The organism is Azospirillum brasilense, from assembly GCF_001315015.1.
In the GTDB taxonomy this organism is placed as follows: domain Bacteria; phylum Pseudomonadota; class Alphaproteobacteria; order Azospirillales; family Azospirillaceae; genus Azospirillum; species Azospirillum brasilense.
The window spans coordinates 1,190,076-1,216,549 of sequence record NZ_CP012914.1 but is presented as its reverse complement, the minus strand read 5'-3'; the positions used below and the strand labels follow the sequence as shown (position 1 = coordinate 1,216,549).

The 26,474-nt window shown below is 68.5% G+C and carries 27 protein-coding genes and 1 other RNA gene; 10 read left to right on the top strand and 18 right to left on the bottom strand.

Translation table 11 applies throughout. The annotated features are described in order from the left end of the window. The 4 genes from AMK58_RS05520 to AMK58_RS05505 all read right to left on the bottom strand — a co-directional run bounded on the left by AMK58_RS05520 (position 1) and on the right by AMK58_RS05505 (position 4,864). Entirely contained in the window at positions 1-1,764 is a 1,764-nt protein-coding gene (locus AMK58_RS05520; protein WP_014239994.1) for an acetolactate synthase 3 large subunit, read from the bottom strand. Between the two features lie 305 nt (positions 1,765-2,069). Then, on the bottom strand, positions 2,070-3,284 hold the full coding sequence (locus AMK58_RS05515) for an aminotransferase-like domain-containing protein (RefSeq protein WP_035672695.1): 1,215 nt from the start codon (positions 3,282-3,284) through the stop codon (positions 2,070-2,072). Between the two features lie 18 nt (positions 3,285-3,302). Next, positions 3,303-4,295, bottom strand: a complete 993-nt coding sequence (miaA, locus tag AMK58_RS05510; protein ID WP_051140171.1) for a tRNA (adenosine(37)-N6)-dimethylallyltransferase MiaA — start codon at positions 4,293-4,295, stop codon at positions 3,303-3,305. An 80-nt stretch (positions 4,296-4,375) separates the two neighbouring features. Continuing rightward, positions 4,376-4,864, bottom strand: coding sequence for a cupredoxin domain-containing protein (locus AMK58_RS05505; protein WP_051140170.1), 489 nt, complete (start codon positions 4,862-4,864; stop codon positions 4,376-4,378). 162 nt (positions 4,865-5,026) lie between these two features. On the opposite strand from AMK58_RS05505, the gene serB reads away from it, so the two are divergent. After that, on the top strand, positions 5,027-5,923 hold the full coding sequence (serB, locus tag AMK58_RS05500; RefSeq protein WP_059398704.1) for a phosphoserine phosphatase SerB: 897 nt from the start codon (positions 5,027-5,029) through the stop codon (positions 5,921-5,923). A gap of 87 nt (positions 5,924-6,010) precedes the next feature. Here serB and AMK58_RS05495 read toward each other — a convergent pair whose 3' ends face one another. The 4 genes from AMK58_RS05495 to hflK form a co-directional block, all read right to left on the bottom strand. Continuing rightward, on the bottom strand, positions 6,011-7,540 hold the full coding sequence (locus AMK58_RS05495; RefSeq protein WP_059398703.1) for a DegQ family serine endoprotease: 1,530 nt from the start codon (positions 7,538-7,540) through the stop codon (positions 6,011-6,013). A gap of 257 nt (positions 7,541-7,797) precedes the next feature. After that, the gene (locus AMK58_RS05490; RefSeq protein WP_035672689.1) at positions 7,798-7,986 is read right to left on the bottom strand and encodes a DUF2065 domain-containing protein; all 189 of its coding nucleotides are present in this window, start codon (positions 7,984-7,986) and stop codon (positions 7,798-7,800) included. Between the two features lie 121 nt (positions 7,987-8,107). Continuing rightward, positions 8,108-9,055, bottom strand: a complete 948-nt coding sequence (hflC, locus tag AMK58_RS05485; RefSeq protein WP_014239987.1) for a protease modulator HflC — start codon at positions 9,053-9,055, stop codon at positions 8,108-8,110. An 11-nt stretch (positions 9,056-9,066) separates the two neighbouring features. Then, on the bottom strand, positions 9,067-10,230 hold the full coding sequence (gene hflK / locus AMK58_RS05480; protein WP_059398702.1) for an FtsH protease activity modulator HflK: 1,164 nt from the start codon (positions 10,228-10,230) through the stop codon (positions 9,067-9,069). A 184-nt stretch (positions 10,231-10,414) separates the two neighbouring features. Between hflK and apbC the strand changes: the two genes are divergently transcribed. Both apbC and AMK58_RS05470 read left to right on the top strand, forming a co-directional pair. Continuing rightward, the gene (gene apbC, locus AMK58_RS05475; protein ID WP_059398701.1) at positions 10,415-11,590 is read left to right on the top strand and encodes an iron-sulfur cluster carrier protein ApbC; all 1,176 of its coding nucleotides are present in this window, start codon (positions 10,415-10,417) and stop codon (positions 11,588-11,590) included. Positions 11,591-11,730: 140 nt separating this feature from the next. Then, positions 11,731-13,539 (top strand): monovalent cation:proton antiporter-2 (CPA2) family protein, encoded by a 1,809-nt coding sequence (locus tag AMK58_RS05470; protein ID WP_035672681.1) that lies wholly within the window; start codon positions 11,731-11,733, stop codon positions 13,537-13,539. Positions 13,540-13,555: 16 nt separating this feature from the next. Here AMK58_RS05470 and AMK58_RS05465 read toward each other — a convergent pair whose 3' ends face one another. The 3 genes from AMK58_RS05465 to AMK58_RS05455 form a co-directional block, all read right to left on the bottom strand. After that, positions 13,556-14,353, bottom strand: a complete 798-nt coding sequence (locus AMK58_RS05465) for an ABC transporter ATP-binding protein (RefSeq protein WP_035672678.1) — start codon at positions 14,351-14,353, stop codon at positions 13,556-13,558. Then, the gene (locus tag AMK58_RS05460; protein ID WP_035672675.1) at positions 14,350-15,249 is read right to left on the bottom strand and encodes an ABC transporter permease; all 900 of its coding nucleotides are present in this window, start codon (positions 15,247-15,249) and stop codon (positions 14,350-14,352) included. The genes AMK58_RS05465 and AMK58_RS05460 overlap by 4 nt, the downstream gene beginning before the upstream one ends. Before the next feature lie 172 nt (positions 15,250-15,421). Beyond that, entirely contained in the window at positions 15,422-16,390 is a 969-nt protein-coding gene (locus AMK58_RS05455) for an ABC transporter substrate-binding protein (protein ID WP_035672672.1), read from the bottom strand. An 80-nt stretch (positions 16,391-16,470) separates the two neighbouring features. Here AMK58_RS05455 and AMK58_RS05450 point away from each other — a divergent pair, with 80 nt between their 5' ends. Both AMK58_RS05450 and AMK58_RS05445 read left to right on the top strand, forming a co-directional pair. Next, the gene (locus AMK58_RS05450) at positions 16,471-16,674 is read left to right on the top strand and encodes a hypothetical protein (RefSeq protein ID WP_035672670.1); all 204 of its coding nucleotides are present in this window, start codon (positions 16,471-16,473) and stop codon (positions 16,672-16,674) included. A gap of 60 nt (positions 16,675-16,734) precedes the next feature. Continuing rightward, entirely contained in the window at positions 16,735-17,139 is a 405-nt protein-coding gene (locus tag AMK58_RS05445) for a DUF983 domain-containing protein (RefSeq protein ID WP_035672668.1), read from the top strand. A gap of 3 nt (positions 17,140-17,142) precedes the next feature. Here AMK58_RS05445 and AMK58_RS05440 read toward each other — a convergent pair whose 3' ends face one another. Together AMK58_RS05440 and thyX are read right to left on the bottom strand one after the other, a co-directional pair. Next, on the bottom strand, positions 17,143-19,053 hold the full coding sequence (locus AMK58_RS05440) for an O-linked N-acetylglucosamine transferase, SPINDLY family protein (RefSeq protein WP_059398700.1): 1,911 nt from the start codon (positions 19,051-19,053) through the stop codon (positions 17,143-17,145). Between the two features lie 32 nt (positions 19,054-19,085). Further along, positions 19,086-20,024, bottom strand: coding sequence for an FAD-dependent thymidylate synthase (gene thyX / locus AMK58_RS05435; RefSeq protein WP_035672654.1), 939 nt, complete (start codon positions 20,022-20,024; stop codon positions 19,086-19,088). 96 nt (positions 20,025-20,120) lie between these two features. On the opposite strand from thyX, the gene ssrA reads away from it, so the two are divergent. From ssrA to AMK58_RS05420, 3 genes are all read left to right on the top strand, one after another. Continuing rightward, positions 20,121-20,497: a transfer-messenger RNA gene (ssrA, locus tag AMK58_RS05430) on the top strand. Positions 20,498-20,528: 31 nt separating this feature from the next. Beyond that, a complete protein-coding gene (locus AMK58_RS05425; protein ID WP_035672651.1) occupies positions 20,529-21,104 on the top strand; it encodes an SspB family protein in 576 nt (191 codons plus the stop codon). A 10-nt stretch (positions 21,105-21,114) separates the two neighbouring features. Next, entirely contained in the window at positions 21,115-21,492 is a 378-nt protein-coding gene (locus tag AMK58_RS05420; protein ID WP_035672648.1) for a TfoX/Sxy family protein, read from the top strand. A gap of 4 nt (positions 21,493-21,496) precedes the next feature. Here the strand turns inward: AMK58_RS05420 and AMK58_RS05415 are convergent, their stop codons facing one another. Next, a complete protein-coding gene (locus tag AMK58_RS05415) occupies positions 21,497-22,204 on the bottom strand; it encodes a COQ9 family protein (protein WP_051140167.1) in 708 nt (235 codons plus the stop codon). A 1-nt stretch (position 22,205) separates the two neighbouring features. Beyond that, positions 22,206-22,748, bottom strand: coding sequence for a peptide deformylase (gene def / locus AMK58_RS05410; protein ID WP_035672645.1), 543 nt, complete (start codon positions 22,746-22,748; stop codon positions 22,206-22,208). Positions 22,749-22,964: 216 nt separating this feature from the next. Here def and rpsU point away from each other — a divergent pair, with 216 nt between their 5' ends. Continuing rightward, positions 22,965-23,168 carry a 30S ribosomal protein S21 gene (gene rpsU, locus AMK58_RS05405; RefSeq protein ID WP_012974546.1) on the top strand — a complete coding sequence of 68 codons (204 nt, stop codon included), beginning with the start codon at positions 22,965-22,967 and terminating at the stop codon, positions 23,166-23,168. A gap of 192 nt (positions 23,169-23,360) precedes the next feature. Beyond that, positions 23,361-24,185: a 3-methyl-2-oxobutanoate hydroxymethyltransferase gene (gene panB, locus AMK58_RS05400; RefSeq protein WP_059398699.1), complete on the top strand. Its 825-nt coding sequence runs from the start codon at positions 23,361-23,363 to the stop codon at positions 24,183-24,185. A gap of 68 nt (positions 24,186-24,253) precedes the next feature. Here panB and AMK58_RS05395 read toward each other — a convergent pair whose 3' ends face one another. The 3 genes from AMK58_RS05395 to AMK58_RS05385 all read right to left on the bottom strand — a co-directional run bounded on the left by AMK58_RS05395 (position 24,254) and on the right by AMK58_RS05385 (position 26,457). Next, the gene (locus AMK58_RS05395) at positions 24,254-24,541 is read right to left on the bottom strand and encodes a DUF1330 domain-containing protein (RefSeq protein WP_059398698.1); all 288 of its coding nucleotides are present in this window, start codon (positions 24,539-24,541) and stop codon (positions 24,254-24,256) included. Between the two features lie 96 nt (positions 24,542-24,637). Beyond that, the gene (locus AMK58_RS05390) at positions 24,638-26,032 is read right to left on the bottom strand and encodes an NAD(P)(+) transhydrogenase (Re/Si-specific) subunit beta (protein ID WP_059398697.1); all 1,395 of its coding nucleotides are present in this window, start codon (positions 26,030-26,032) and stop codon (positions 24,638-24,640) included. A gap of 2 nt (positions 26,033-26,034) precedes the next feature. Then, positions 26,035-26,457 (bottom strand): NAD(P) transhydrogenase subunit alpha part 2, encoded by a 423-nt coding sequence (locus AMK58_RS05385; protein WP_014239968.1) that lies wholly within the window; start codon positions 26,455-26,457, stop codon positions 26,035-26,037. Positions 26,458-26,474: the final 17 nt, after the last annotated feature.

Genomic DNA, 26,474 nt, shown 5'->3' with positions numbered 1-26,474 from the left:
TCAGACCAGCACCATGCCGTCTTCCGGCGTGGCGTCGGACGGGCTGTCCTCCGGACCGAACAGGATTTCGTTGTGGGCCTTGCCGCCGGGGATCATCGGGAAGCAGTTCTCCTTCGGGTCCACGGCGATGTCGATGATGCAGGGGCGGTCGGTGACGGCGAGCATCTTCTCGATGACCTCATCCACCTCGGCCACCGTGGTCGCGCGCAGGCCGACGCAGCCCCAGCTTTCCGCCAGCTTCACGAAGTCGGGCAGCGCCTCGGAGTAGCTGTTGGAGTAGCGGGAGCCGTGCAGCAGCTCCTGCCACTGGCGCACCATGCCCATGTACTTGTTGTTCAGGATGAAGATCTTGACCGGGGCGCGGTACTGCACCGCCGTGCCGATCTCCTGCATGTTCATCAGGAAGGACGCCTCGCCCGACACGTCCACGACGATGGCGTCGGGGTGGGCGAGCTGCGCGCCGATGGCCGCCGGCAGGCCGTAGCCCATGGTGCCCAGGCCGCCGGAGGTCATCCAGCGGTTCGGCTCGTCGAAGGGCAGGAACTGGGCGGCCCACATCTGGTGCTGGCCGACCTCGGTCGTCACGTAATGGTTCTTGCCGCGCAGCGCCTCGCGCAGCCGCTCCAGCGCATACTGCGGCTTGATGACCGCCTCGGTGCGGTTGTAGTTCAGGCAGTTGCGGGCGCGCCAGCCCTCGACCTGACCCCACCACTCCTTCAGGGCGGTCTGGTCGGCGCGCTTCTGGCGGGCCTTCCAGATGCGGATCATGTCTTCCAGAACGGCGCCGGCATCACCGACGATGGGGATGTCCACCGCGACGTTCTTGTTGATCGAGCTGGGGTCGATGTCGACGTGGATCTTCTTCGAGCCCGGCGCGAACTCCGACAGCTTGCCGGTCACGCGGTCGTCGAAGCGGGCGCCGATGTTGATCATGACGTCGCAGTTGTACATGGCGAGGTTCGCCTCGTACGTGCCGTGCATGCCCAACATGCCCAGCCACTGCGGGTCCGACGCCGGGAAGGCGCCCAGCCCCATCAGGGTCGAGGTGATCGGGAAGCCGGTCATCTTCACGAACTGGGTCAGCAGCTTGGCTGCGATCGGGCCGGCGTTCACCACGCCGCCGCCGGTGTAGAAGATCGGGCGCTTGGCGGTGGCGATCAGCTCGATGGCCTCCTCCACGCGGGCAATCTCGGGCTTCACCTGCGGGCGGTAGGTCTTGTGCTTGACCTCGGTCGGCGGGATGTAGGTGCCGTCGGCGAACTGCACATCCTTTGGGATGTCAACCAGCACCGGGCCGGGACGGCCGCTGCGCGCCACGTAGAAGGCCTCGTGCATGGTGCGGGCGAGCTGGTTGACGTCCTTCACCAGGTAATTGTGCTTGGTGCAGGGGCGCGTGATGCCGGTGGTGTCGGCCTCCTGGAAGGCGTCGTTGCCGATCAGGTGGGTCGGCACCTGCCCCGACAGGCAGACCAGCGGAATGCTGTCGCACAGCGCGTCGAGCAGGCCCGTCACGGCGTTGGTGGCGCCGGGGCCGGAGGTCACCAGCACGCAGCCCACCTTGCCGGTGGAGCGGGCGTAACCCTCCGCGGCGTGCACGGCGGCCTGCTCATGCCGGACAAGGATGTGCTTGATATCGTTTTGCTGGAAGATGGCGTCGTAGATCGGAAGTACCGCGCCGCCCGGATAACCGAAGATGATGTCTACGCCCTGATCCTTCAGGGCCTTGATGACGATCTGCGCGCCGGTCAGCTTCTGTTCGGGCATAGCTCACGACCTTCCAATGGGGGCCCCTCTTTTCACGGGCGGCCCTGTTCCTTCTCAAACCCCGGCGATGGCCTGCTGGGAAAACAAGGGGTTATCCCCAAAGGCGAAGGCCGGGACCGGCAAACTAGACAATTCGTCCGTCTTTGGTCAACCCATTTTGCGAATGATCGAAAAGATTTTTTGCCGCAGTTTTTCCAAATATTTCGCAAGCTGGAAAGACCGCCCTCCCCGTAAAGCCGCCCGCAAACGCGAACGGCCTGCCCCGCGGGTGCGGAGGCAGGCCGTTGCGCAAGAGATGGCGGAGGTTACGCCGCGACGGTCTGAAGAAGGCCGCAGAGGCGGCGGATGCCTTCGCGGATGCGCTCCGGGTTGTTGTTTGAGAAGCTGAGACGCAGCGTGTTCTTGCCCGAGCGGTCGGCGTGGAAGGCCGAGCCGGGGACGAAGGCGACGTTGGCGTCCTTGATGGCGCGGGCCAGCAGGTCCACCCCGTCGGTGCCCTCCGGCAGCTCGATCCAGACGAACATGCCGCCTTCCGGCTTGGTCCAGGTCACCCCAGCCGGAGCGAACTCGGCCAGCGCGGTCAGCATGGCGTCGCGGCGCTCCTTGTAAGCGGCGCGCAGCCGGCGGATGTGGCTGTCGAAGTTCTGCGACACCACGTCGTGCAGCACGATCTGGTTGATGGTGCTGGTGTGCAGGTCGCCGGCCTGCTTCATCAGAACCAGCCGGTTGATGACCTCGGCCGGGCCGTTGATCCAGCCCACGCGCAGCGCCGGCACCATCGTCTTGGAGAAGGAGCCGCAGAAGAGCACGTTGGTGATCTTGCCGCCGTTGCGGGCGGCGTCCAGCGCCGCGAGGGACGGGATCGCCTCGCCCTCGTAGCGCAGCTCGGTGTAGGCGGCGTCCTCGACGATCGGCACGCCGTGCTTGGCGCAGAGGTCGAGCAGCGCCTCGCGGCGGGCCAGCGAGATCGTCGTGCCGTTGGGGTTCTGGAAGTCGGGGACGAGGTAGAAGAATTTCGGCTTCTGCTCCAGCGCCGCCTCAACCGCGGCGAGGTCCGGCCCCTCGGCGTCGCCGGGAACGGAGAGATACTGCGGCTCGTAGGGCGAGAAGGCCTGGAGCGCGCCGAGATAGGTCGGGCGAGTCACCAGGATCTTTTCGCCCGGCCCGATCAGCAGCTTGCCGACGAACTCCAGCGCCTGCTGCGACCCGCTGGTCACCAGCACCTCGTCCAGCCCGGCCTGGATGCCGCGGCGGCCCATATAGGCGCCGATCCATTCGCGCAGCGGTGTGAAGCCCTCGCTGATGGTGTACTGGAGAGCGCCGCCGGCCCCGTCGTTGGACTGGAAGATCTTCTCATAGGCGCGGGCGATGGCCGCGGTCGGGAAGAAATCGGGGTCCGGGATGCCCCCGGCGAAGGAGATGATCTCCGGCCGCTGGAGCAGCTTCAGCAGCTCCCGGATTTCCGAGGCTCCCATACCGGCGACGCGACCGGCAAACACGTTTCCCCAATCGACCGTCACTTTCAATCCTCCTGAGGGTCAACGACGCAACGTCGTTTCAAGATAGGTCAGTATTGCTTCACTAAGTGGTCTTGTGTAGAGCGAATTGATCGTATGGCAGCCATGCAGCGCGGAGGCCGGCGGCCGCGCCGCGAGCTGGTGGCGGAACCAAGTGACCTGCCGCTTCGCGTAGCGGCGGGTGGATTGCTGTGCCAGCGCAATGGCTTCGTCGAGCGTCAGCGCGCCGCGCAGATGATCGCGCAGTTCGGGAACGCCCAACGCCTTCATCGCCGGCAGGTCGGGATCGAGGCCGAGCGTGTCGAGCCGCCGCACCTCCTCCAGCGCCCCCTGCCCCATCATCACGCGGAAGCGGCGGTCGCAGTTGGCGTAGAGCGCGTCGCGCGGCGGATCGATCACCAGCACGGAGAACAGCAGACCCTCCGGCGCGCCCTCGGCGCGCTGGGTCTGCCAGTGGGAGAGCGGGTGGCCGGTGGCCTCCAGCACCTCCCAGGCGCGGGTCAGGCGGGTGGTGTCGCCGGGGTTCAGCTTGGCCGAAGCGGGATCGCGGCGCAGCAGTTCCTCACGGAACGCCTCGCCGCCCAGATCGCGCAAGCGGGCGTGGGCGGCCTTGCGGACCTCGTCGGGAACGGCGGGGACGGCGCTCAAGCCCTCCATCAGCGTGCGCAGGTAGAGGCCGGTGCCGCCGACGACGATGGGCAGCCGTTCGGAGGCGTGCGCCGCGGCGATCTCGGCCAGCGCCATGTCGCGCCAGCGCGCGGCGGACCCGCGCTCCGCCGCCGGCAACACGCCATAGAGGCGGTGCGGGGCCTGCGCCAGATCCTCCGCCCCCGGACGGGCGGTCAGCACGTCGAGTTCGGCGTAGAGCTGCATGCTGTCGGCGTTGATGACCGTGCCGTGGCGCGCCAGGGCGATGTCGAGCGCCATGCCCGACTTGCCCGAGGCCGTCGGGCCGCCGATCACCACCACATGCCGGTGCTGCACATCCCGGTTGCGCGGGCTGTCCTCTGCCATGTCGCCTTGCCTGACGTTCCTCCGGCTACAGCGTATGGCAGGGGAAGGCTCGGCTTGGCAAGGGCGACCGGTGCGGGGCCTCAGCGAACCGTGATCGTCCCGGTCATGCCGAAGCTGCTGTGCAGCGGTTCGTGGCAGGCCAGGTCGTAGGTTCCGGCCTCGACCGGAACGAACTCCACCACGTCGGTCTGGCCGGCGGGAATCTCCAGATTCACCAGGGCCGGCGTCTCGACGGCGCCTTGCGCGGTGGTGACCCGGCGCACCGCGATGGCCTTGAAGAAGCCTTCGGAGGTGAAGGTGTGCGCGACGGTCCCGCGGTTCTCCAGCGTCAGGCGGTACGGGGTTCCCCGCTCGAAGGCCAGACGGTCGGGCTGGAACCGGAACTCGTCCAACTGCACGGTCACGGGGCGGGCCTGCGCCCAATCCACCGCCGAGACACGCGCTCCCACCTCGCCGACATAGCCGGGCGGCGGGCGCTGCGCCAGATCGGTCCCGGCGCCGCATCCGGCCAACAGCAGGGTGAAAGCAAGAATGGACGGGATAAGAAGGGTGGCAGGCCGCTGGATCATGGACGAACCCTCCCGCGATTTGAGCGGAAACGCGGCGGGAGGCGCGCGGGTCCCCGGCGCGGAATGTCTACGACGCTTGGCGGAGTGGGTTGGCGCAAACCCCTGGCTGTGCTAGGGAGCGCGCGCGCCCTTTCCCCACGGCTCTTCCAGGATCGCCCCGCCATGAGCGCTGTCGTTACGCTGATCGCCGCCGCCTCCGCCGTTCTCGACGAGCAGGCCGTGCAGGCCGCCCGCGCGTCCCTGACCGCGCTGGGGGCCGACACCGCCAAGCCGGACTGGCTGGCGCCGGACCGCGCCTGCGACATCGCCGAGGAAGGCTTGGTGCCCGAGCAGGCCGAAGCCGCCGTCCGCCGCGCGCTTGGTGGCCTTGCCGTGGACGTCATCGCCCAGAAGCCGGGCAACCGGAAGAAGCGCCTGCTGGTCGCCGACATGGAATCGACGATCATCGAGCAGGAGATGCTGGACGAGCTGGGCGATTACGTCGGGCTGAAGGACCACATCGCTGCGATCACCGCCCGCGCCATGAACGGCGAGATCGACTTCAAGGGCGCGGTGCGCGAGCGGGTCGCCCTGCTGAAGGGCCTGAACGAGAGCGTCGTCGACGAGGTGTGGCAGCGCGCCACCCTGATGCCGGGCGCCAAGACTCTGGTTTCCACCATGCGCACCAACGGGGCGACCTGCGTGCTGGTCTCCGGCGGTTTCCGCTGCTTCACGGAGCGTGTACGCCAGTGGGTCGGCTTCGACGATGACCGTGGCAACGTGCTGGAGGTGGTGGACGGCGTCATGACCGGCGCGGTGGTCGAGCCGATCCTCGACAAGGACAGCAAGCTGGAGGCCCTGCTCGCCTACGCCGGGGAGCGCCACGTCCCGACCGTCGAGACGATGTCCGTCGGCGACGGCGCCAACGACCTGCCGATGCTGCTGGCCGCCGGGCTTGGCGTTGCCTTCCACGCCAAGCCGACGGTGGCCGCCCAGGCCCGCGCCCGCGTGGACCATGGCGACCTGACCGCCCTGCTGTTCGCCCAGGGCTACCGGATCGGCGAATTCGTGGAGGGCTGACCGCCCACCAACGCACCTCACAAAGCGAAAGGGCACCGGCGGTTTCCCGCCGGTGCCCTTTTCGTTTGGCCGCAGCCCAGTCCCCGATCAGCCCTGGCTGAGCGGGATGGCCACGAAGCGCAGGTCGCCGTGACGATCCACCAGCAGCAGGATGGACTTCTTTCCTTGCTCCTTGGCCTTCTGGATCTTCGCCGTCACATCCTCCGGCTTGCGGACCTCCTCCTGGCCGACCTCGATGATGACGTCGCCGGCGCGGATGCCTTTTTCCGACGCGGTGGAGTTGCCGGCCACCTCGGTCACCACGACGCCCTTCAGCTCGGGCTTGATCTCGAACTGCTGGCGCAGCTCCGGGGTGATGTTGGTCAGCTTCAGACCCAGCGTCTCGGTCGGCTTCTGGGCCGGCGCCTGCTGCGGCTGGCGGCGCTGCTCCTCGGGGTTTGCGGCGAGAAGACCCGATTCCTCGGCGGCCTCAAGCTCGCCCACCTTCACCTGAAGCTGCTGCGACTTGCCCTTGCGCCACACCTCGATCGGGACGGCCTTGTCGATCGGCGTCTCGGCGACGACGCGCGGCAGGCGGCGCATCTCGTTGATTTCCTTGCCGTCGAACTTGGTCACCACGTCGCCCGCCTGGATGCCGGCCTTGGCCGCCGGGCCATTCGGGGTGATGGAGGCAACCAGCGCGCCCTTGTGGCCCTGCAGCCCCAGGCTCTCGGCGATCTCCGGGGTCACGCCCTGGATGCGCACGCCCAGCCAGCCGCGGCGGGTCTTGCCGTACTCGCGGAGCTGCGCGACCACCTGCTTGGCGAGGTTGGACGGGATTGCGAAGCCGATGCCGACCGAACCGCCCGACGGCGAGAAGATCGCCGTGTTGATGCCGATGACCTCGCCGTTCAGGTTGAACATCGGGCCGCCGGAATTGCCGCGGTTGATCGAGGCGTCGGTCTGCAGGAAGTCATCGTAGGGACCGGCGTTGATGTCGCGCTGGCGGGCCGAGATGATGCCGGCGGTGACTGAGCCGCCCAGGCCGAACGGGTTGCCGATGGCCAGCACCCAGTCGCCCACGCGCATGGCGTCCGAATCGCCGAAGGGAACGGCGACCAGCGGATGGTTGGTGGTGATCTTCAGCAGGGCGACGTCGGTCTTCGGGTCCTTGCCGATCAGCTCCGCCTTGATGTTGGTGTCGTCCTGCAGGATGACGGTGATCTCGTCGGCGTCCTGGATGACGTGGTTGTTGGTGACCACGTAGCCGTTCTTGGCGTCGATGATGAAGCCGGAGCCGAGCGAGGTGGACTTGCGCGGCTGCTGCGGCTGGTCCTGCTGCTGGCGGTCGAAGAAGTCGCGGAAGAACTCCTCGAACGGCGAGCCCGGCGGGAACTGCGGCATCTCGGGACGGGCGCCCTGCTGGCGCTGCGGCACCGCCTGGCTGGTGGAGATGTTGACCACGGCGGGCAGCAGCTTTTCCGACAGGTCGGCGAAGCTGGTCGGCGCCGGGCGCGACTGGGCCATGGCGGGGGTGCCGACGGCGGCGGACAGCCCCAACAGGAGAGCGGCGATCAGCGGCACGACGCGCAGCCGGCTGCCAAAATCGGCGCGGTGGATGGGGTGGTTCGGGTTCAACTCAGCTCTCCCTGCCGGACATCCGGCACCTTCTTGTTCCAATCGGCCATCTGTTCCAATCGGCTCGCGGTTTCATGCGAATCGCGGTCCGAGGGGGCGCTTCACCGATCCGTGTGCCGGATGTAATCCCCGCGCGTCACCGCTTCAAGCAAAGGCGCACGGGTCCCATCCGCCACGGAGGACGCGCGAGTATAGAAGTCGGAGTATGGCCGGAAAATGGCGGCGCGGTCCAGCGACGCGCGCGCGGCAAAAGGGTGTCAGGCGCCCCGCAGAAGCCAGACAAGTCCGACGCCGGCCACCGCCGTCACCAGCCCGACGGCGCGCAGCCGGTTCTCCGGCATCGTCAGCGCTTCGACGATCAGACGCCGCATAGCGGACGGGAACAGCGCGTAGAGCACGCCCTCGATCACCAGGACCAGGGCCAGCGCGGTGAGGAAATCCGTCATCGGTCGGGCGGCATTCCGGAGAAGGAATCCAGGGCGGGACGACAAAATTGGGGTGGGAGAACGGGAGCCCCCACCCCGCCCCCTCCCCCGGGACGGGGGGAGGGGAATCGAGCGCGACGTCTTACTGCTGCTGGGCGGTCGCCGGGGCCGGGGCCCGCTGAGGCACGGCACCACTGCCCGAGGCTGGAGCCGGCTGGCCGTTGCCGCCGCCGGTGATGTCGCCGAAGTAGCGGAAGAACTCGCCGGTCGGGGACAGCACCATGGTGGTGTCGTCCTTGTTCAGCGACTTCCGGTAGGCTTCGAGCGTCCGGTAGAAGCTGTAGAACTGCGGGTCCTGAGACGTCGCCTCGGCGATCATCTTCAGCGCCTGGTTGTCGCCTTCACCGCGCAGGATCTGCGAATCGCGCTGCGCTTCGGCCAGGATGACGGTGCGCTCGCGGTCCGCGCGGGAGCGGATCTGCTGCGACTGCTCCTGACCTTGGGCGCGGGCCTCGGCGGCTTCGCGCTCACGCTCCGACCGCATGCGGGCGAAGATCGACTGGCTGGTCTCCTCCGGCAGGTCGGCGCGGCGGATGCGGACGTCGACGATCTCGATGCCGAAGCGCTTCGCTTCGTCGTTCACCTGCCCGCGGATGTCGTTCATCACGCGCGGACGCTCGTCCGACAGGATGGCGAGCAGCGTCACGCTGCCGAGAACGCGGCGGAGCGCCGAGTTCACGATGGCGTTCATCCGCGTCTCGGCCACCGCCTCGTTGCCGGCGGTCTGGTAGAAGCGCAGCGGGTCCAGGATGCGGTAGCGCGCGAAGGCGTCCACGTCCAGGCGCTTCTGGTCGGCCAGGATGACCTGCTCCACCGGCGGATCGAGGTCGAGCACGCGGCGGTCGAGGATGCGGACTTCCTGGATGAAGGGAACCTTGGCCTTCAGGCCGGGTTCGCGGATGACGCGCATCGGCTCGCCGAACTGGAGGACGAGCGCCTGCTGCGCCTCGTTCACCGTGAACAGCGAGGCCGAGGCGAGCACGCCCGCGGCGAGGATGCCGATGCCGGCGACCAACAAAGTGCGGTTCATGGCATCCCTCCTCAACGGGCCGGCTGCTGGCCGGCGGGCCGCGCCGGAGCAGGCTGGAGCTGGTTGAGCGGCAGATAGGGAACCACGCCCTGGGCACCCTGCGCGTTGCCGTCGATGATGACCTTGTTGGCGCCGCTCAGGATCTCTTCCATGGTCTCCAGATACATGCGCTTGGCGGTCACGTCCTTGGCCGTCGAGTAGGCGTCGAAGACCTTGCGGAAGCGGTCGGCGTCACCCTGGGCCAGGTTCACGACCTGCTCGCGGTAGGCGGAGGCTTCCTGGATCAGCCGTTCCGCGTCGCCTCGGGCGCGCGGGATCACGTCGTTCCGGTAGGCCTCGGCCTCGTTGCGGGCGCGCTCGCGGTCGGCGCGGGCACGCTGCACGTCGTTGAAGGCATCGATGACGGGCGACGGCGGGTCGGCCTTCTGCAACTGCACCTGCGTCACCTCGATGCCCGCTTCGTAGTCGTCCAGCATGGCCTGGAGGAGCCCGCGGGTGGAGGTTTCGATCTGCTGGCGGGCCTCGGTCAAGGCCGGCTGCAGGTCGGTGCGGCCGATCACCTCGCGCATCGCGCTTTCCGCCGCCTTCTTCACGGTGGCCTCGGGGTCGCGGATCTTGAACAGATACTCACCCGCGTCCTTGATGACCCAGAAGACGGTGAAGTCGATGTCGATGATGTTCTCGTCGCCGGTCAGCATCAGCGACTCGTCGGGAACGTCGCGGTCGCCGCGACGCCCGTCGCCGGCCGAGCGGTAGCCGACCTCGATGCGGTTGACGCGCGTCACCTTGGGCATCAGCACCGTTTCGATGGGCGCCGGCAGGTGGTAGCGCAGACCGGGCTGCTCGGTGCGCACCCATTGGCCGAAGCGCAGCACGACGCCCTGCTCGTCCGCCTCGACGCGGTAGATGCCGCTGGCCAGCCAGACCGCGGCCAGCAGGCCGACGACGAGCGCGATGCCCCGGCCGCTGCCGACGCCGCCCGGCATCACCCGCTTCAGGCGGTCCTGGCCGCGGCGCAGCAGATCCTCCAGGTCCGGCGGCTGCGGCCCTCCGCCGCCGCCACCACCGCCGCCACCGCCACCCGGCGGACGGCCCCACGGATTCTGACCGCCACCACCCGGCGGAGGACCCCAGGGGCCGCCACCGCCGCCCCCTCCCTGATTGCTCCACGGCATTCCGTTCGTTCCCCTTCGCGCTCTCTCAATTCTTGGGACGGAAATTCCGGAAAACAAATCGTTTCCGGACCGTCCGATCCCTTTACCATTATTGTCCGCCGGCCCTATAGTGCCCATCCCATTCGGGGAAGGATTTCACCGACGGATATCCGCCAATATCGGGAAGGAAGCGGAGTTTTCAACCATGGCGCAGGTCAGCGAAGCTCAAGTCCTTGAAGCTCTGAGGACGGTTGTCGATCCGGAACGGGGCAAGGACGTCGTCAGCCTCGGCATGCTTTCCGGCCTTGTCGTGCGTGACGGGCACGTCGCCTTTTCGATCGAAGTGGACCCCAAGCGCGGCGCCCAGGCCGAGCCGGTGCGCCACGCCGCCGAGAAAGCGGTGGAAGCCCTGCCGGGCGTCCTGTCGGTCACCGCGGTCCTGACGGCGCACCGCCCCGCCGGGCAGGGTGCCGCCCCGCAGCAGGGCCACGGGCATTCCCACGGCGGTCACTCCCATGGCGGCCAAGGCCACTCCCACGGCCATTCCCACGGGCAGCAGCAGGCGGAGCAGAAGCCGCTGGTGCCGGGCGTGAGGGCCATCGTCGCCGTCGCGTCGGGCAAGGGCGGCGTCGGCAAGTCCACCACGGCCAGCAACCTCGCCCTCGCCATGGCGGCGAACGGGTTGAAGGTCGGGCTTCTGGACGCCGACATCTACGGCCCGTCCATGCCGCGCATGCTGGGCATCTCCGGCCGGCCGACCAGCCGCGACGGCAAGATCCTGGAGCCGATGGAGAACTACGGCATCAAGGTGATGTCGATGGGCTTCCTGGTGGCTGAGGACACGCCGATGATCTGGCGCGGCCCGATGGTGATGAGCGCCCTGCAGCAGATGCTGCGCGATGTGAACTGGGGCACGCTCGACGTTCTGGTGGTCGACATGCCGCCGGGCACCGGCGACGCCCAGCTCACCATGGCGCAGCAGGTGCCGCTGGCCGGGGCGATCATCGTCTCGACCCCGCAGGACATCGCCCTGCTCGACGCCCGCAAGGGGTTGAACATGTTCCGCCGCGTGGACGTGCCCGTCCTCGGCATCATCGAGAACATGAGCTACTTCTGCTGCCCGAACTGCGGGCACCGCACGGACATCTTCAGCCACGGCGGCGCCCGCAAGGAGGCGTCGGACCTGGGCATGGAGTTCCTCGGCGAGGTCCCGCTGCATCTCGACATCCGCGAAACCGCCGACCAGGGCCAGCCCATCGTGGTGTCTCAGCCCGAATCGGAGCACGCGAAGGTCTACCGCGGGATTGCCAAGCGCCTGTGGGAGAAGATCGCCGGCGAGCAGGGCCCGGCGCGGGCGGCGCCGCGGATCGTGGTGTCGTAAGGCATCGGGGTCATTGCCCCCACCCTCCCCACTTCGTGGGTCCCCTCCCTCCCCCGCTTCGCAGGGGAGGGCCTAAGTTCCCTCCCCTGCGAAGCGGGGGAGGGTTAGGGTGGGGGCAAAGCCTTTAAGGGGTGGGCCCGATGCCGGATTTCGTGACGTTGGTGGTGCTGCTGGCCGCCGTGGTCCTGGCGGTGCCGGTGGCCAAGCGGATCGGCTTCGGCGGGCCGCTCGGCTATCTCGCGGCGGGGCTGGCCATCGGGCCGGGCGGGCTCGGGCTGGTGACGGACGTCGAGGCGATCCGGCACGTCTCGGAACTCGGCGTCATCATGCTGCTGTTCCTGATCGGGCTGGAGTTGCGCCCCGCCCGCCTCTGGGTGATGCGACGATCGGTCCTGGGGCTCGGCGGCGCGCAGGTCGCGGTGACCGCCGTCGTGATCGCCGCCGCCACCATTGTCCTGTTGGGATTCACCCCCGCCGCCGCTGCGGTGACCGGATTCGGTCTTTCCCTCTCCTCCACCGCCATGGTGCTGCCCATGCTGGCGGAGCGGGAGTTGCTGACCACCAACGCCGGGCGCAGCGCCTTCTCCATCCTGCTCTTCCAGGACCTCGCCATCATCCCCGCCGTGGCGCTGCTGCCCCTGCTCGGTCATGGCGCCGGAGAGGTGCCGGACGCCGGAACCGCGTGGCTGGCCGTGCTGAAGGCCGGCGGAGCGATCGCGGTGATCCTGGCCGGCGGGCGCTACCTGCTGCGCCCGGTGCTGCGCATCGTGGACGGCGCTCGGACGCCGGAGATCTTCACCGCCACCGCCCTGCTGATCGTGCTGGGCACCGCCCTGTTCGCCGCCTGGGCGGGGCTGTCCATGTCGCTCGGCGCCTTCATGGCCGGGGTGCTGCTGTCCGATTCGGAGTACCGGCACGAGGTGCAGGCGGACATCGCGCCCTTCGAGGGGCTGCTGCTCGGCCTGTTCTTCGTGTCGGTGGGCATGGGGGCCGATGTCGCGGCGCTGATGGCCGAGCCGGTGCGTTACCTGTCGCTGGCGCTCGGGCTGATGGCCTTGAAGGCGGCGGTCCTGTTCGGACTGGCCCGCCTGTCCGGGCTGCGTCCGGGCGGCTCGACGCGGCTGTCCACCGTGTTGAGCCAGGGCGGCGAGTTCGGCTTCGTGCTGTTCGGGCTGGCCGTCGGCGTCGGGGCGATGAGCGGGGGGCAGGCGGCGACGGCCATGCTGGTGGTCACGCTGTCGATGATCGCCACCCCCTTCGTCTTCGCGGCGGAGGAGCGCTGGCTGGCGCCGCGGCTGATCGTGAAGCCCGTCCGTCCCTACGATACCATCGCGCCGGACGGCGAGCCGCCGGTGCTGATCTGCGGCTTCGGCCGGGTCGGGCAGATCGTCGGGCGAGTGCTGCGGCTGCGCGGCATCCCCTTCACGGCGCTGGAGCAGAGCGCCGAGCAGGTCGACGTCGTGCGGCGATTCGGCAACAAGGTCTATTACGGCGACCCGTCGCGGCTCGACCTGCTGCGCGCGGCCGGGGCCGACAAGGCCAAGGTGCTGGTGGTCGCGCTGGAAGACATGGAGCAGTCGCTGCGCGTGGTGGAGCTGGCGACGCGCCATTTCCCGCACCTCGTCATCCACGCCCGCGCCCGCAACCGCCGCCACGCCCATTTCCTGATGGACCGCGGGGTCACGCATTTCGTGCGCGAGACCTTCGATTCCAGCCTGCGCCTGACCGGCGGCGTTCTGGAATCGCTGGGCCTGCCGCCGGAGGAGACGCGGCACACGCTGGAGACTTTCCGCGAGCATGACGAGCGCACGCTGATCCGGCAGCACGCCGTCCATCACGACGAGAACCGCCTGATCCAGACCTCCCGGCAGGCCGCCGCCGAGCTTCAGGCCCTCTTCGAGGCCGACCGCGAGGAACCGGAGGGAGAGCGGGACCGCAAGTCTGTCTGACGCCCTTCCCCCTGCCTCAGCCGATCAGCAGGCTGTCGTCGGTGATGTCCTCGCCGCCGCGCTGCTTGGCGAACAGCGCCAGCAGGTGCGGCACGTCCAGCCCGGCGCGCTGCTCCCCCGACACGTCGAGCACGATCCGTCCCTCGTGCAGCATCACCGTGCGGTCGCCGTAGTCCAGCGCCTGCCGCATGGAGTGGGTGACCATCAGCGTGGTCAACCGGTTCTCCTCGACGATGCGCTTTGTCAGGCCCAGAACGAACTCCGCCGTTCCGGGGTCGAGCGCCGCCGTGTGTTCGTCGAGCAGCAGGATCTTCGACCCGGCGAGCGTCGCCATCAGCAGGCTGACCGCTTGGCGCTGCCCGCCGGACAGCAGGCCCATGCGGTCGTGCAGCCGGTTCTCCAGACCCAGCCCCAGCTCCGCGATGCGCTCGCGGAAATGCCGGCGGCGGTCGCCGCGCAGGGCGGAGCCCAGGCCGCGGCGGCGCCCGCGGGCGGCGGCCAGCGCCATGTTCTCTTCGATGGTGAGCGCGGTGCAGCTTCCGACCATCGGGTCCTGAAAGACGCGAGCGACCAGCGAGGCGCGCTTCGGTGTCGCCCAGCGGGTGACGTCCACCCCGTCGATGGCGATGCTGCCCTCCTCGGCGATCACGTCTCCGGCCAGCGCGCCCAGGAAGGTGGACTTGCCGGCGCCGTTGGAGCCGATGACGGTGACGAACTGCCCTTCCGGGATCGTCAGGTCGACGCCGCGCAGGGCGTGCTTCTCCAGCGGGGTGCCGCGCCCGAAGGTGACGTGAATGCCGTTGACCGTGATCATCGGGCGGCCTCTCTCTTCTTCGACGCAGCTTTCAGCCGCATCCGCGGCAGGATCAGCGCCACCGCGACCAGGACGGCGGTGACGAGGTTGAGGTCGGAGGCCTGGAGCCCGATGGCGTCCGCCGACAGGGCCAGCTGGACCGCCAGACGGTAGAGGATGGAGCCGACGACGCAGCCGACCAGCGCCCACAGCATCGCGCGGGCCGGCAGCACCGTCTCGCCGACGATCACCGCCGCCAGACCGACCACGATGGTGCCGATGCCGGTGGTCACGTCGGCGAAGCCGTTGGTCTGGGCGAACAGCGCGCCGGCCAGGGCGCACAGACCGTTCGACAGAGCCATGCCGGCGTAGATGTGGAAGTCCGTCTGCACGCCCTGCGCGCGGGCCATCCGGGCGTTGACGCCGGTCGCCCGCATGGCGAGGCCGAATTCGCTGTTCAGGAAGCGGGACAGCAGCAGGACGATCACGACCACCACGACCAGCACGACCAGCGGACGCACCACATGGTCGGGCAGCCCCAGCCCGTAGAAGGGCGTCAGCACCGTGTCCTGCATCAGCAGCGCCACGTTCGGGCGGCCCATGATGCGCAGGTTCACCGAGAACAGCGCGATCATGGTCAGGATGCTGGCCAGCAGATGCAGGATCTTGAAGCGGACGTTCAGCGTCGCCGTGACCAGCCCGGCCATCGAGCCGGCCAGCGCCGCGACGAGGCTGGCGATCCACGGGTTGACCCCGGCAACCAGCAGCGTGGCGCAGACCGCCGCGCCCAGCGGGAAGCTGCCGTCCACCGTCAGGTCCGGGAAATCGAGCACCCGGAAGGACAGGTACACGCCGAGGGCGACCAGCGCGTACACCAGCCCGATCTCAACGGCCCCGAAAAAGGCGATTTCACTCATGATCGGTCCTTGGGGCGTGTCGCGGCGGGCCCCCACCCAAACCCTCCCCCGCTCCGCAGGGGAGGGCTTTCTCCTCCCCCTGCGAAGCGGGGGGAGGTCGGGAGGGGGGCCCGTCCCAACCACTCCCCCTCAATAAAGCAACTTGCTGCGAAACACCTTACCGCGAAACAACTTACTGCCCGACCACCTTGGTCGCGCGCTGGATCACCGCCTCGGGAATGGTCACGCCCATCGCCGCCGCGGACTTCGGATTCACGAACAGGTCGGTGCCCTTGGCGAAGGTCACCGGAACGTCGCCCGGCTTCTCGCCCTTCAGGATGCGGACCACCGCCTCGCCGGTCTGGCGGCCGACCTGCCGGTAGTCGAAGCCGATGGAGGCCACCGTGCCGCGCGCCACGCTGTCGGTGTCGGCGGAGAAGACCGGCAGCTTGGCCTGCTGGCCCACCGCGACGACGCTCTCCAGCGCCGAGACGACCGTGTTGTCCAGCGGCACGTAGATCGCGTCGGCCTTGCCGACGAGGCTGCGGGCGGCGGGTTGGGCGTCGGCGGATTTGGTGGCGGTCGCCTCGACCACGGTCAGCCCGGCCTTCTGTGCCTCGGCCTTCAGCGCCTTGACCAGCGAGACGGAGTTCGGCTCGCCGGCGTTGTAGAGGACACCCAGACGCTTGACCGACGGCACGATCTCGCGGATCAGCGCAACATGCTCGGCCACCGGGGCCATGTCCGACACGCCGGTGACGTTGGCGCCCGGCTTGTCGAGGCTGCGGACGAGCTGCGCGCCGACCGGGTCGGTCACCGCGGTGAAGACCACCGGAATGTCGCGGGTCGAGGCGACGACGGCCTGGGCCGAGGGGGTGGAGATCGGAACGATCACGTCCGGACGGGCGCCGGCGAACTGGCGCGCGATTTGCGCGGCGGTTGCGGGGTTGCCCTGGGCGCTCTGATACTCGACCTTCAGGGTGTCACCCGGCGTGTAGCCCGCGGCCTTCAGCGCCTCGATCACGCCGTCGCGCGTGGCGTCCAGCGCTGGATGCTCGACGATGGCGGTGATCGCGACGGTCTTGGTCTGGGCGAAGGCGGCGGCGCTGGTCAGCGCGACGGCCGCCGTGGCGGCGGCGAGAAACAGGCGGGTGATCGTCATGGCTCCAGGCTCCCGGAGGGGGTTTGTGCATCCCGTAGACGCCCAGGGGCCGGTCCGTCAACTGCCGGAGCAGGAATCCGATGAGCGAAGACCCGCGCGACGCCCGACTCCAAGCCCGACTCAATGCTCTCGAATCCGCCATTGCCGACATCGAGGCGGAGGCCCGCGCCGCCGCGCACGCGCTGTGCGCCCATGAACTTCAGATGCGGCTGGAGAACATCGCCCGCCGCGTGGAGGCCCTGCGCGCGGCGCAACCCCGGAGTGCGGGCGACGGAACGGCGTGACGATCGGTCGCTCCCTCCCCATATGAGGCCCTTCGGGGATCGGAACGCAGGGGAGCGGTCATGACGGCGGAAGACAGGGCGGCGGCGGTCGGAGCGGAAGACGGCGCGCGGTCGAAGACGACGGCGGCGCTGCGCGGGCTGATGGGGCAATGCCCGGCCTGCGGACGCGGGCGCCTGCTGCGGAACTACCTGAAGCCGGTGGACCACTGCACCCATTGCGGCGAGGCGTTCGGCCATCTGCGCGCCGACGACGCCCCACCCTGGATGACCATCCTGATCGTCGGCCACATCATCATCCCCGCCGTCCTGTCGGTCGAGCAGAGCTACGAGCCGGCGACCTGGGTGCATCTCACCATCTGGCCGTTGCTGACCCTGTTGCTGACCGGCCTGCTGCTGCCGCGCTGCAAGGGCGTGGTGCTGGGGCTGCTGTGGAGCACCGGCGCGCCGGGGTCGGAGCGCGCCTGATCCTCAATCGAAGCTAAGCGAGAAGCTCGCCCGCCCCTGCCCGGCCTGGAAGCGCTGCCACATCACCCCGAAGGCGGCCTCCAGCGCGCGGGTGAAACGCACGCCGTTCAGCGCCGGGGAAGCCGCCAGCCGGTCCCGCAGCCCGCCACGCAGGGCCGCCAGCCCCGCCGGGTCGGCCACCAGCGCCGCCGCCTTGGCGACGTAGCCGTCCGGCCCGTCGGCCACCAGATCGGACAACCCCGCCGAGGCGAGATGCGTCACCGAATGACGGGCGCAGAAGCGGTCGCCGCCCAGCGTCACCACCGGCACGCCCATCCACAGCGCCTCCAGCGTCGTCAGGCCGCCGGAATAGGGGAAGGGGTCGAGCGCCAAGTCGACCTCCCCATAGCCGGCCAGGAATTCCCGGTGCGGCGCCCCGCCCCGCAGATCGACCCGCGCCGGGTCGAGCCCGGCCCGCTCGAACAGCGCCAGTGTGCGCGCCGCGGTGCCGGCGTCGTCCAGGCCCGGCGTGCGCAGCAGCAGCCGGGAGCCGGGGATGGCGCCCAGCACGCGCGCCCACAGCGCCGCGACCTCCGCGTTCAGCTTGGGCAGCGCGTTGAAGGACCCGAAGGTGGCGTGACCGCGCGTCGCCAGCGGCAGCGGAGTCACGGCCGGCGCGTCCTCGGGCGGCGCCCAGGGGACGTAGGCGTCGGGCATGCGCACGATCCCCTCGATGCACCAGCCGTCCGATCCCGGCGGGCTCTGCCGCGAATCGGAAATCAGATAGTCCATGGCCGGCAGGCCGGTGGTGCCGACATAGCCCGCCCAGGTCGCCTGCACCGGCGCCACGCGCCGCGCGAAGACCGGCAGGCGGTTGCCGAAGGTCTGCCCGGCCAGATCGACCAGGATGTGGATGCCGTCCGCCTGGATGCGCTGGGCCAGAGCCGCATCGTCCAGGCCGGTGGTCCAGACCCAGTGGTCGGCGTGGGCCATCAGCCGCTCGGTCTTCCAGTCCGGGTTGGCGGTGTTGGCGTAGCAGACCACCTCGAAGGCCGAGCGGTCGTGGTTCGCCAGCACCGGCTCCAGGAAGAAGCCCACGGGATGGGCGCGGAAGTCCGGCGAGACATAGCCGATGCGGATCTTCGGCGCCGGAGCGGCCACCGCGGGCGCCGGACGGTCGGGGTAGCGGGCGCCCCAGTCCGCGTGGGCCTGGGCGATGGCCGGCATGGTCAGCCCCGGCGCGTACTGCATCAGATAGAGGCGCGAGGCGTGCAGCGAATCGACGCTGCCATGCTGCGCCACCACGGCGTCGATCTCCGCCAGGGCCTCGTCCGCCCGCCCCTGCATGGCGAGCACGCGGGTGGCGCGGTTCGCCCGCACCTCCGCCCGGCCCGGCGCCAGGGTAAGCGCCGCCCCATAGGCATCGTCGGCCTCGCCCAGCCGGTTCATCTCGGCCAGCGCGTTGCCGAGGTTGTAGGGGTGCGCCCAGTTGGCCGGGTCGAGCCGCCCCGCCCGCCCGTAGAGCGTCACCGCTTCCGCCCGCCGCGCCTGGGCGCGCAGCAGCACGCCGAGATTGGCGACGGCGGCCAGAGTCTTCGGGTTCAGGGCGATGGCGCGGCGGAAGAAGGCCTCCGCGCGCGCCGAATCGCCGGCCCGGCGCACCGCCTCCGCCATGGTGAGCAGCCCGTCCATCGCCATTTCCAGCGACGGGTCGAGATTCAGCGCCCCGGCGTAGGCGTTGGCCGCCCCGGCGACGTCGCCCAGGCTTTCCATCACCAACCCGTAATTGGCCCACCAGACGGGGACCGAGGGGTAGGCGGCGATGGCCTGACCGATTCGGTCCAGCGCCTCATCGAACCGCCCGGCCTGCGCCGCGACGAGACCCTGGCGGTGAAGTCCATCGGCCTCGTGCGGAGACATCTTGGGCGGCGTCATGGCGGCTGGTCCTTGCAGGGTTGGAGCGGGCGTTACTCGGCGCGGCCGAGCTGGTCCATCAGCTCCCGCCACTCGCGCTTGGACAGGCCGCTGGCCTCCTGGGTCACCGCCTCGCCCGACAGCAGGCGCTTCACGACCTCCAGACCGGTCTTTGACATGTGGGTGCCGCCCAGCCGGTACTCGCTGAAGGCGTCGAACACGGCGGGGACCCAGCGCTTCACCACGTCCAGCATCGCTTCCGCGTAAACGCGGATCTCGTACTGGGCGTGCGGGTCGGCGCGCAGGCTGAGGAAATGCAGAAGGTTGTGGAGATCGACCTTCCAGTACCACTGGGTGTAGTAGTTCAGCGTCAGGTTCATACGCGCCAGCTCACGCGCCAGACCCTGGCGGCCCTCCTCGATGGTGGTGCCGTCCTCGCGCTGGTTCAGCATTTCCTCGTAATGGGCGTAGACCATCTCCGAATCGTCGCGCAGCAGCTTCATCACCGACGCCGCCTCGTCGCCCTGAAGGACGTCGCCGCGACCCTGCCGGTTGACGACGGCCTGAGCGCCCAGGTTCTCGGGCGTCGGGATGTAGAACTCGCGGTCGAGGATGGAGTAGCGCGCGGAGTATTCGTTGACGTTCGCCGTGCGGTGGCGAATCCACTGGCGGGCGACGAAGATCGGCAGCTTGACGTGGAACTTGATCTCGCACATTTCGAACGGGGTCGAGTGGCGATGGCGCATCAGATACTTGATGAGACCGGCGTCCTCGGTGACCTTCTTGGTGCCCTTGCCGTAGGACACGCGCGCCGCCTGGACGACGGCCGAATCGTCGCCCATGTAGTCGACGACGCGCACGAAGCCGTGGTCCAGGACCTCCAGCGGCTCGTAGAGGATCTCCTCCAGGGCCGGAACGGTGGCGCGGCGGGTGGTGGCGGTGACGGCGCGCAGGCGGTCGATCTCGGCGCGCTGCTCGGGCGTGATCGGCATGGGTACTCCGGGGACTGAAATTCGGGCGGCACTCTACGTCCCTGAATCGGACCCGTCATCTCTTTCGCGGCGGGCTCCGGTCAGAATCCGCCGCACCCCCTTTCCATATCCGGATGAAGGGCCTATATTGGGTCCGTCGGCAGCAGCCGACTATGGCGATAAACGCCTTGCGGAATAAGCGTTGTGGACCCGGGGGCGGTACCCGGCGCCTCCACCAAACAAACCACCGGTCTCTCGGGCGTTGCCGTAGGGAGCGGGTTCGTTGGGGGCGAAATAGGATCGACACGCGTGGTAAAGGCATGGTCTTCGCCCGGCATGGTTCCGCCGTTATCGGGCCATTGCAATAGTTGCCAACGACAACGTTGCTCCGGTCGCCGTTGCCGCCTAACAGCGGTAACTGACCGAAATCAATCCCCGATGGGTAGCACCTGAGGGTGGGGCCGTGGGCCGCCTAGCAACAGAAGGCCCACACTTACCCGTCTGGCGTTAAGGACCCGCCCAAGAATGCCGAGAGAGCAGTTGCGTTATGACCGCATGGTCGAGGCCGCCCTGCGCGGTGTCGTCCGTGACGCGCTCCGCCAGGTGACGGACCGCGGGCTCCCCGGCGATCATCACTTCTACCTGACCTTCCGGACGGGTTACCCGGGCGTCGACATCCCCGAATATCTGTCGTCCCAGTATCCCAACGAGATGACCATCGTCATCCAGTACCAGTTCTATGGGCTGGAGGCGCTGGACGATCATTTCGAAGTGACGCTGAGCTTCAACAACGTGCATGAGCGGCTGGTCATCCCCTACGCCGCCATCACCACCTTTGCCGATCCGTCCGAGAATTTCGCCCTCCAGTTCCAGCCCGTGGAACCCACCGAGTCGGCGGAGATCGCCACCATTCCCGCGCGCGAGGCGCCGGAGAAGAAGGCGATGGATGGGGTGAAGCCATCGATCACGAAGCTGGCCAAGTCCGACACGACCAAGTCCGACACGGCCAAAGCCGACGCCGGCAAGCCCGACCCGGATCGTTCCGGCGAGGAGCCGAAGCGCGGCGAGGTCGTGACACTCGACGCTTTCCGCAAAAAATAGGCTTTCCGCCATGGCCACGGTCAGCGAACTCGTCCGTTTCCTGTGCGAGTCGCTGACGCCGTTGGGGGCCATCACCGCCCGTCGCATGTTCGGCGGTTACGCGGTCTATTGCGACGGCGTCGTCTTCGCCCTGGTCGCCCGCAACATCCTGTATTTCAAGACCGACGACGGCAACCGGCCGGATTACGAGGCGCTGGGCCTGCGCCCTTTCAAGCCCTTCGACGAGAAGCCGACGGTCCTGCCCTATTTTCCGCCGCCCGACTCGGCGCTGGACGACCCGGACGAGCTTCTGTTCTGGGCTCGCCCGGCCCTGGCGGCGGCGATCCGCACCGCCGCCGCCAAGAAACCGTCCCGCAAGAAAGCTGCCCTTAAGAAGGCCGAAGCCTGAGCCGTCAGATGTTCTCCGCCATATGGGCGGAGGCGGTGTCCACCGGAGTAGCGCCGGCACGCTGGCGGATCTGACGGGCAAAGCGCGCGGGACTCGGCAGATGGCTGAGCAGACGGCCGGCGCGGCCCATGGCGGACATCGCCTTGCCCATGCTCATGACGTCGCCGAGCCGGCGGTCCACGAAGGCCCAGGTCTCGGCATGGCCCTCCGACCGGTCGTCCAGCCAGTAGAAGGTCGCGGAGCTGAGCACCGCGGCCAGCGTAGCCCGCTTGGTGTAGTGGTTGAAGTCGGTGGCCGTGTCGCCCGCCGCGAACCACATAGCGTCAACCGTGCGGTAGAGCATGGTCAGCCCCATGCCGAGATTCTGTGGCATGGCGAGATAGGCGAGCAGGCGGCGCTTGGCCTCCATGTGCGGTTCCAACACCTCGAAATGGGTGCGGATGGCGAGCGCGATCTTCTCCCCCACCCTCATCTCGTCGAGCGGGTGCTTGTCCAGCTCCGCCAGCATGCGGCGGTCGGTCCAGGAGCCGAAATGCTCGACCAGTTCCGGCACGCCGCCGGGGAAGGCGCGGTGCATGGTCCCCGTGTCGTAGCCGGCCATCTGCGCGCCGTCGCGCAACGCCTGCTGGCTCCAGCCGTCGAACACGATGTTGGGAAGCGTGGAGAGCAGGATGTCGTCCCGCACCGCGTCCATATCCAGCGCAGCGTCCATGTCAGTCTCTCCCCTCCTGCTGTTCCAGCGCCTCGGTCACGTGATGCGCCTCGTCGGTGAAGGCCAGATAGCGCAGATCGGTCATCCGGTCGATGTAAAGCACGCCGTCCAGGTGATCGCACTCGTGCTGGATGACGCGGGCGTGGAATCCCGACGCCTCCCGCTCGATGGATTCGCCGTCCAGCCCGACGCCGCGGTAGCGGATGCGCGCGAATCGCGGAACGACACCGCGCAGTTCGGGAATCGACAGGCAGCCCTCCATCCCGAGTTCCATCCCATCGTCCAGCGGCTCGATCACCGGGTTGATGAGGACGGTCGGCTCCACCGACTCGCCGCCGGAACGCATGGCGGGAACGCGGAACACGATCATGCGCAGCGATTCGTGCACCTGCGGGGCCGCCAGACCGACTCCGGGTGCGTCCAGCATGGTGTCGATCATGTCGGAAGCCAGCCGCCGGATCTCCGGGGCCGTCGGGTCGGGCACGGGGTCTGCGACCTTGCGCAGCACCGGGTGCCCCATGCGGGCGATCTTCAACAGGGCCATGCCCTATTATCTGGGCGCCGCGGGCCGCCGGGCAACCGTTTTGCCCACGCATTGTCGCAGCGGAACACGCAGGGTTGGAAGACTCCGCTTCACAGGCGGCCCCGTCCGTGCTACATAAAGGTCCACACAAGGGGTGCGCCCGAAAGCGCATGCCTGTCGCATGCCTGTTTGTTGCTTCATGGCAACTCGGCTCACTTGATAAAGGTGACGGTTAACGTGCAAGTTCTGGTCCGAGACAACAACGTCGATCAGGCCCTCCGCGCGCTGAAGAAGAAGATGCAGCGCGAGGGCATTTTCCGGGAAATGAAGCTGCGCCGGAACTACGAGAAGCCCTCGGAGAAGCGCGCGCGTGAGAAGGCTGAAGCGGTGCGTCGCACCCGCAAGCTGCTCCGCAAGCGTATGGAGCGCGAGGGCTATTAATCCTCAGGCGCGTTTCGCGCCGGATTGACAGGCGCGCTTCGGCGCGCCGGGCATCCAAGCGCGTTCGCGCGCTTGCCCCTCTTGTGTCTTGCACCTGCCGCCCCGCGCCTGCGCGTGGGCGGTTTTGGTGCATCTGCGGTCCGCTTCACCGCACAAATGTCTGCCAAGAAAATACAAAGGGGAGGGTCGCCAATGAGCGCATCCAAGGACACTCCGCGCGTTTCCGTGCCGGCGCTGCGCGCGCGCAAGGGCGGAGAGCCGATCGTCTGCCTGACCGCCTACACGACTCCGGTCGCCCGCCTGCTGGACCCGCATGTCGACCTGCTTCTGGTCGGCGACTCGCTGGGCATGGTGGTCTACGGCTTCGACAGCACGCTTCCCGTCACGCTCGACATGATGATCGCCCATGGCGCCGCCGTGGTGCGCGGCTCGCGCCACGCCTGCGTGGTGGTGGACCTGCCCTTCGGCAGCTACCAGGAAAGCCCCCAGGTGGCCTTCCGCAACGCCGCCCGCGTCATGGCGGAGAGCGGCGCCCAGGCGGTGAAGGTGGAAGGCGGGCTGGAGATGGCCGAGACGGTGGCCTACCTGACCACCCGCGGCGTGCCGGTGATGGGCCATGTCGGATTGCTGCCGCAGTCGGTCAACGCGCTCGGCGGCTACAAGGCGGTGGGCCGCGATCCGGAAGCGGCGGAGCGCATCCGCGCCGACGCCCGCGCCATCGCTGACGCCGGCGCCTTCTCCCTGGTCATCGAGGGCACGATGGAGTCGCTGGCCCGCCAGATCACCGAGGATGTGGCCATCCCGACCATCGGCATCGGCGCTTCCCCCGCCTGCGACGGGCAGGTTCTGGTGTCCGACGATATGTTCGGCCTGTTCGGCGAGTTCCAGCCCAAGTTCGTGAAGCGCTACGCCCAGCTCGGCACCGCCATCGGCGAAGCCGCCGCGACCTACGCCGCCGAGGTGAAGGCCCGCAGCTTCCCCGGTCCGGAGCATTGCTTCGGCATCAAGAAGGCGTAAGGGCCCATTCCCTTCCCGAAAGAAAAGCCGTGCGGCTCCGCACGGCTTTTTTCTTGTTCCGGGCCCCCTCAGGCGCCGTCCACCACGATCATGCGGAAGTCGGCGGCGTCCTTCCGGGCCTCGCGCGCTTCACGGTATTCGGGGCTGTCGTAGAAGGCCTTGGCGGTGGCGTAGTCCGGGAATTCAAGGATGACCACGCGGTTGGGCTGCCAGCCGCCTTCCAGCGCCTCCGCCTGCCCGCCGCGGGCAATGAAGCGCCCGCCATTCTTGGCGACCGCGTTCGGGGTCAGCGTCTTGTAGTTTTCGTAGGCCGCGGGATTCGTCACGTTCACGTCGGCGATGATGTAGGCGGGCATGGCGTCCTCTCTCCGTTTCTTGTGATGGCAAAAAGAAACCCCCAGGGCGCGCCGGCCCCGGGGGTTCATCCTACGCCACACCGGTAAGGGTGCGGGTTACTCCATCGACTTCACGACCTCTTCGGTGACCTTCTTGGCGTCACCGAACAGCATCATGGTGTTGGGGCGGAAGAACAGCTCGTTCTCGACGCCGGCGTAGCCGGCGGCCATGCCGCGCTTGATGAAGAACACCGTCTTGGCCTTCTCCACGTCGAGGATCGGCATGCCGTAGATCGGCGACTGCGGGTCGGTCTTGGCCGCCGGGTTGGTCACGTCGTTGGCGCCGATCACGAAGGCCACGTCCGCCGTGCCGAAGTCGCGGTTGATGTCCTCCAGCTCGAACACCTCGTCGTAGGGCACGTTGGCCTCGGCCAGCAGCACGTTCATGTGCCCGGGCATGCGCCCCGCCACCGGGTGGATGGCGTACTTGACCTCGACGCCTTCCTTCTTCAGCAGGTCGGCCATCTCGCGCAGCGCGTGCTGGGCCTGGGCCACCGCCATGCCGTAGCCGGGGACGATGATCACCGACTGGGCGTTCTTCATGATGTAGGCCGCGTCCTCCGGCGAGCCGGCCTTCACCGTGCCGCGCTCGCCGCCGCCGGCCGCCGCCGCCGACGCCCCGCTGTCGCCGCCGAAGCCGCCCAGGATGACGTTGAAGATCGAGCGGTTCATGCCCTTGCACATGATGTAGGACAGGATGGCGCCCGACGAGCCGACCAGCGCGCCCGTGACGATCAGCAGGTTGTTCTGCAGCGTGAAGCCGATGCCCGCCGCCGCCCAGCCGGAATAGCTGTTCAGCATCGAGATCACCACCGGCATGTCGGCGCCGCCGATCGGCAGGATCAGCAGGAAGCCGAGCGCCAGCGCGACCAGCACGATGATCCACATCGCCACGCTGGAGTTGCTCTGCACCAGCCAGACGATGAGCAGGATGGTCAGCACGCCGAGGGCGGCGTTGAGATGGTGCTGGAAGGGGAAGACCAGCGGCTTGCCGGTGACCAGGCCCTGCAGCTTGGCGAAGGCGACGATCGAGCCGGTGAAGGTGATGGCGCCGATGGCGGTGCCCAGCGCCATCTCGACCAGCGAGCCCTTGGCGATGGCGCCGGGGACGCCGATGCCGTAGGCCTCGGGCGAGTAGAAGGCCGACAGCGCCACGAACACCGCGGCCAGACCGACCAGCGAGTGGAAGGCGGCGACGAGCTGCGGCAGGGCGGTCATCTCGATCTTCTTGGCGATGACGTAGCCGATGCCACCGCCGATGGCGATGCCGAGCACGATCATCCAGTAGGACTGGACGATGGGCAGGGCCAGCGTGGTCAGCACGGCGATGGTCATGCCGGCCATGCCGAAGAAGTTGCCCTGGCGGGAGGTCTCCGGGCTGGACAGGCCGCGCAGCGCCATGATGAAGCAGACCGAGGCGACCAGATAGAGAAGGGCGGACAGGGTTTCCATGGTTACTTGCCCTTCTTCTTGAACATCGACAGCATGCGCTGGGTGACCAGGAAGCCGCCGAAGATGTTGACGCTGGCCAGGATGACGGCGAGGAAGCCCATGATCTTGGAGAAGCCGAACCCCGCGGGGCCGGCGGCGATCAGGGCGCCGACGATGATCACCGAGGACACCGCGTTGGTCACCGCCATCAGCGGCGAGTGCAGCGCCGGCGTCACCCGCCACACCACGTAGTAGCCGACGAAGCAGGCCAGCACGAACACCGTCAGGCCGGTGATGAAGAAGTTGCCGTGGCTCGCCGCGTCCGCGACGGGAGCGGCGTGGCCGAGCGCCGCGGCCTGGGCGGCGAGCGCGTCGATCTGCTGGCTGGCCGCGGCGAGCTGGGCCTTCAGCTCAGCGACGCGGTTGGACAATTGAGTCTGATCCATGTGTCTCTCCCTAATTC